Source organism: Aminobacter sp. P4_H6_2 (assembly GCF_056400805.1).
The window spans coordinates 1-4,547 of the sequence record NZ_JBFUKO010000449.1 but is presented as its reverse complement, the minus strand read 5'-3'; the positions used below and the strand labels follow the sequence as shown (position 1 = coordinate 4,547).

At 61.8% G+C, this 4,547-nt stretch carries 7 protein-coding genes; 5 read left to right on the top strand and 2 right to left on the bottom strand.

Annotated elements, in window-relative coordinates:
• Positions 1-565 (top strand): ATP-binding cassette domain-containing protein (locus AC1DUU_RS24020; protein ID WP_476785888.1); only part of this gene is annotated, 565 nt, incomplete at its 5' end.
• Positions 566-571: 6 nt separating this feature from the next.
• On the opposite strand, the gene AC1DUU_RS24015 is transcribed toward AC1DUU_RS24020, so the two are convergent.
• Together AC1DUU_RS24015 and AC1DUU_RS24010 are read right to left on the bottom strand one after the other, a co-directional pair.
• Positions 572-1,270, bottom strand: a complete 699-nt coding sequence (locus AC1DUU_RS24015; RefSeq protein WP_476785887.1) for an aspartate/glutamate racemase family protein — start codon at positions 1,268-1,270, stop codon at positions 572-574.
• Positions 1,271-1,343: 73 nt separating this feature from the next.
• On the bottom strand, positions 1,344-1,874 hold the full coding sequence (locus AC1DUU_RS24010) for a LysR substrate-binding domain-containing protein (RefSeq protein ID WP_476785886.1): 531 nt from the start codon (positions 1,872-1,874) through the stop codon (positions 1,344-1,346).
• A gap of 127 nt (positions 1,875-2,001) precedes the next feature.
• On the opposite strand from AC1DUU_RS24010, the gene AC1DUU_RS24005 reads away from it, so the two are divergent.
• The 4 genes from AC1DUU_RS24005 to map all read left to right on the top strand — a co-directional run bounded on the left by AC1DUU_RS24005 (position 2,002) and on the right by map (position 4,386).
• The gene (locus AC1DUU_RS24005; RefSeq protein ID WP_476785889.1) at positions 2,002-2,802 is read left to right on the top strand and encodes a transporter; all 801 of its coding nucleotides are present in this window, start codon (positions 2,002-2,004) and stop codon (positions 2,800-2,802) included.
• A 13-nt stretch (positions 2,803-2,815) separates the two neighbouring features.
• Entirely contained in the window at positions 2,816-3,208 is a 393-nt protein-coding gene (locus tag AC1DUU_RS24000; RefSeq protein ID WP_476785885.1) for a DUF1801 domain-containing protein, read from the top strand.
• 177 nt (positions 3,209-3,385) lie between these two features.
• The gene (locus AC1DUU_RS23995; RefSeq protein ID WP_476785884.1) at positions 3,386-3,598 is read left to right on the top strand and encodes a ParD-like family protein; all 213 of its coding nucleotides are present in this window, start codon (positions 3,386-3,388) and stop codon (positions 3,596-3,598) included.
• Positions 3,595-4,386: a type I methionyl aminopeptidase gene (gene map, locus AC1DUU_RS23990; RefSeq protein ID WP_476785883.1), complete on the top strand. Its 792-nt coding sequence runs from the start codon at positions 3,595-3,597 to the stop codon at positions 4,384-4,386. The genes AC1DUU_RS23995 and map overlap by 4 nt, the downstream gene beginning before the upstream one ends.
• The last annotated feature ends 161 nt before the right edge of the window (positions 4,387-4,547 follow it).

Genomic DNA, 4,547 nt, shown 5'->3' with positions numbered 1-4,547 from the left:
GGTGAGCGCTGGCTACCTCAAGGGCCGTCCGATCATCGAGGATCTGTCGTTCGCCATATCGGGCCCGGAGCGCGTCGCTGTCACCGGCGCCAACGGCTCGGGCAAGACCACCTTGCTCGCCATGATTGCGGGGCAATTGTTGCCATGGTCGGGCAGCGTGCGCGTCATGACCGACTTCGCCATGCTGGATCAGCAGGTCACCTTGCTCGATCCCTCGGCTTCGATCCGCGACAATTTCCGCCGCATCAATCCCGGTGCCGGCGAAAATGCCTGCCGCGCGGCCCTTGCGCGTTTCATGTTTCGCGCCGATGCCGCCTTGCAGATCGTCTCAAGCCTGAGTGGCGGCCAGCTGCTGCGCGCCGGGCTCGCCTGCGTTCTGGGCGGCACGAAGCCGCCGCCGCTGCTCATCCTCGATGAACCCACCAACCATCTCGACATCGATTCCATCGAGACCGTCGAGGCGGGATTGCTGGCCTATGACGGCGCACTTCTGGTGGTCAGCCACGACGAAGCGTTCCTGCAAGGCATCGGCATCACGCGCAGGCTGGAATTGTCGTCGCACTGACTTCCGTCAGGACAGCGCCATCTCCACCACCACCTCGGCGTGGATCGCGGTCGTGTCGTACAGCGGCACAGCGCTATCTTCGGGCCCGACCAAAAGCATGATCTCGGTGCAGCCCAAAATGACCGCCTCGGCACCACGCGCGACGAGGCGCGCGATCACCTCACGATAGGCTTTCCGCGACGACGCTTCGATGCGCCCCTGCACCAGCTCCTGATAGATGATACGGTGCACCACCGCCCGGTCGTCGGCTTCGGGCACCAGCACGTCCAGCCCATGCTGTGCGACTAGCCGGCCTTTGTAGAAATCCTGTTCCATGGTGAAGGCGGTACCCAAAAGGCCTACGCGGCGCAGGCCCGCCGCGCGTATCTTCTCGGCAGTGGGGTCAGCGATGTGCAGCAATCGAATGCCGATCGCCGCCTGCACCTCATCGGCCATGCGGTGCATGGTGTTGGAGCAGATGACGACGAAATCCGCGCCGCCGCGCTCCAGGCGCCGCGTGGCGTCGATCATCTCGACCGTCGCCTCTTGCCAGCGGTCGGCACTTTGCAGCGCCTCGATCTCGGCGAAGTCGAACGACCACATCAACAGCCGCGCCGAATGCAGCCCGCCAAGCCGCTCGCGCACCTGTTCGTTGATGATCCTGTAATATTCGGCCGAGGTTTCCCAGCTCAGGCCGCCCAACAGACCAATCACCTTCTGCGCCATGTCAGGCCTCCTCCGCCGGTTCGATGCGACACCCCGCTCTATCCCGCTCGACCTCGAGGCCGCAAGGGAGCGGCTACCCGGCCGGCCCAAGCGTCCGCTCGATCTCGGCCAGGATCCATTCGCGAAACACCTTGATCTTGGGAACATTGCGACGCTCCTCGGGATAGACCAGCCAGAAGCCGGAGCMGTCGGAGCCGACATGGTCGAACGGCTGGATCAGGGCGCCACTGGCAAGCTCTTGCTTGTAGAAGACCGGTGTCAGCATCGCCACGCCACGGCCGCCAATCGCCGCGATCGCCTCATAGGCCTGCGAGCCCATCTTCGGCGCCTGGCGCATAGGCAGCGCATCCGTCGGCCACCCCGCTCCTTCGAACCAGGCACGCCACCAGATGTCGCCGGGGTCGATCTGCGGCAGCTTGAGCAAATCCGCCGGTTCCTTGACGCCACGCCCCTTCTTGCCACAGCGCTCGGCCCGCTCCAGACATGGCTTACACTGTTGATGACAAGCAGCGGCCGAAGCGGGCGCCGGGCCCAATTCGACCCACGCTACGTGTCCGATCACCTCAACCGCGACCTGGGCTATCTCGACGGCAAGGAGCCGCATGGGTCGGTCAAATAGGCCCAGCCGTCGCGCGCTTTGCTGTAGCGCTCCCTTGACGCCCTCGCACGAACAGTGATCTTTGGCGAAGGGCCCTGGCGGAGAGGTGAGCATGTCTTTTTTAATTCCCAGTATGGCGGCGGGACGGGTCGCATCCATATTTCTACCCACCCTTTTTCTGTCGAATGTTGCGTTCGCCCAGGACGCCTCGGATCTGGCAAAGAAGCTGTCCAATCCGATCGCTTCAATGATCAGCGTGCCGTTCCAGTTCAACTACGACAGCGGCTATGGTCCGAACGACGGCGACAAGGCCTATGTCAACATCCAGCCCGTCATCCCGTTTTCGCTGAATGACAACTGGGAAATCATTTCGAGGACGATCCTGCCGGTCGCCTGGCAGAACGACATCGCCGGAGATTCGGGCAGCCAGTTCGGCCTCGGCGACACCACCCAGAGCTTGTTCTTCTCGCCGAAGGTGCCCGGACCAAACGGCGTCATCTGGGGCGTTGGCCCGGTCTTTCTGGTTCCCACCGCGACGGACGACCTGCTCGGCGGCGAGAAATGGGGCGCGGGCCCGACTGGCGTGGCACTCAAGCAGGAAGGCCCCTGGACCGTAGGCATCCTCGCCAACCACATCTGGTCCTTCGCCGGCGACGACGACCGCAGCAACATCAGTTCGACTTTCCTGCAGCCCTTCGTTTCCTACACCACCAAGGATGCCTGGACATTCGCGCTGAACACCGAGAGCACCTACAATTGGGAGGCCTCGGAGTGGTCGGTGCCGGTCAATTTCACTGTCTCCAAGCTCATCGTGCTCGACAAGCAGCCGATCAGCCTGATGGCGGGCGTGCGCTATTGGGCCGAGACCCCGGACACCGGGCCCGACGGTTTTGGCTTCCGCACGGCTGTGACGTTCCTGTTTCCGAAGCGATAGCGTTGCAAGCAACATGAAAAAGAGCGCAGCGACCGAGGGCTCCCCGTCCCAGCTGATCGACGCCAGGATCAAGGAACTGGACGACTGGCGGGGCAAGACGCTCTCCCATGTCCGCGCACTCATCAAGCAGGCGGACGACGAAGTGGTCGAGGAGTGGAAGTGGAGCGGCGTTCCGGTGTGGTCTCACGATGGAATAATCTGCACCGGCGAGACCTACAAGAGCGCCGTGAAGCTGACATTCGCCAAGGGCGCCTCGCTCGAGGACCCTTCAGGCCTGTTCAACGCCAGCCTTGAAGGCAACACCAGGCGCGCGATAGACATCCACGAGGGCGCTGAAGTGGACGAAGATGCCTTCAAGGCGCTGATAAGTTCAGCCGTGGCCCTGAACAAGTCCAAAGCCCGATGATCTGACGCGGCCCCTAAAAGCGACATAATCAGGCGAATACCAGGGCGACGCGGTCTTACCATCCTGCGCGAAAGCGCCAGCCTGGCTTGTCGGCACGACGGGCGCCTGCGAACCACTTGCCACACGCTAAGCCAGAATATATAAAACATATACGAATCGTATATTCAGGAGCGCTCAGTGGGTATCGTCAATATCGAAGATGAGCTGCATGAGCAGCTGCGCCGGGCGAGCAAGGCGTCCTATCGATCGATCAACGCCCAGGCGGCGTTCTGGATCAAGATCGGCATGCTCTGCGAGCTGAACCCGGGCCTCACCTTCCAAGAGCTTGTGGCACGTGAGCTGAAGCAGGCGGGCGTCGACGCACCTGATCTCGCAGCTGCGGCGGCATGACGAAGACGCCGCCCGAAGTTGAGCTGCTGGCGGAGTCTGGGCGTCTGCTCGCGTCGGTGTTCGCGCATCTGGATGGACAACCGCTCGCCGGATTGAGCACCTTGCAGGTCAACGACCTCGTCGAGGCATTCATCGTCGATCAGCTCGACGCGCGGCCCGCCAGCAAGGGCCAGTATGGCTATGGCTTCGTACTGAACAGTTCGAGGAACGAGGTTGTCTGCCACGGCGTGCCGTCGAAGGATGAGGTTTTGCAGGACGGCGATATCGTCAATTTTGACATCACGCTCGAGAAGCAGGGCTATATCGCGGATTCCAGCAAAACATTCCTCGTCGGAAATGTGGAGCCCATGGCGAGGCGGCTCGTTCGCGCCACCTATGAAGCCATGTGGAAGGGCATCCGTGCAGTGCGCCCAGGCGCCAAGCTTGGCGACATCGGCTTCGCCATTGCGTCGCACGCAAAGCAGAACGGTTATTCGGTCGTGCGGGAATACTGCGGCCATGGCATCGGACGCGAGATGCACGAAGCACCGCAAGTGCTACATTACGGAAAGCCAGGCACCGGCCTTGCGCTGCGAGAGGGCATGGTCTTCACCATCGAGCCCATGCTGAACCAGGGGCGCAGGACTGTTCGGACTGAGGATGACGGATGGACCGTTGTCACAGTGGACAAGAAGCTCTCCGCACAGTTCGAGCACACGGTTGCGGTCACTCATGACGGCGTCCGCGTGCTGACGTTGCGCCCGGACGAAGCACGGTTCGCCGCCACGATGCGCGCCGTAGACGTGTAGATACGTTGAGCTCACCACCCTTAGCGAACCCCTAGCAAGAGCAAGATCACGGCACCGTTCTCATGCGCCTCGTCAAACAAATGCACAAATTGATTTAACCGTGATTTCTACTTGTATCGCGATCCGGGTGACCCGTAAAAATTTTCTGATTTACATTGCAA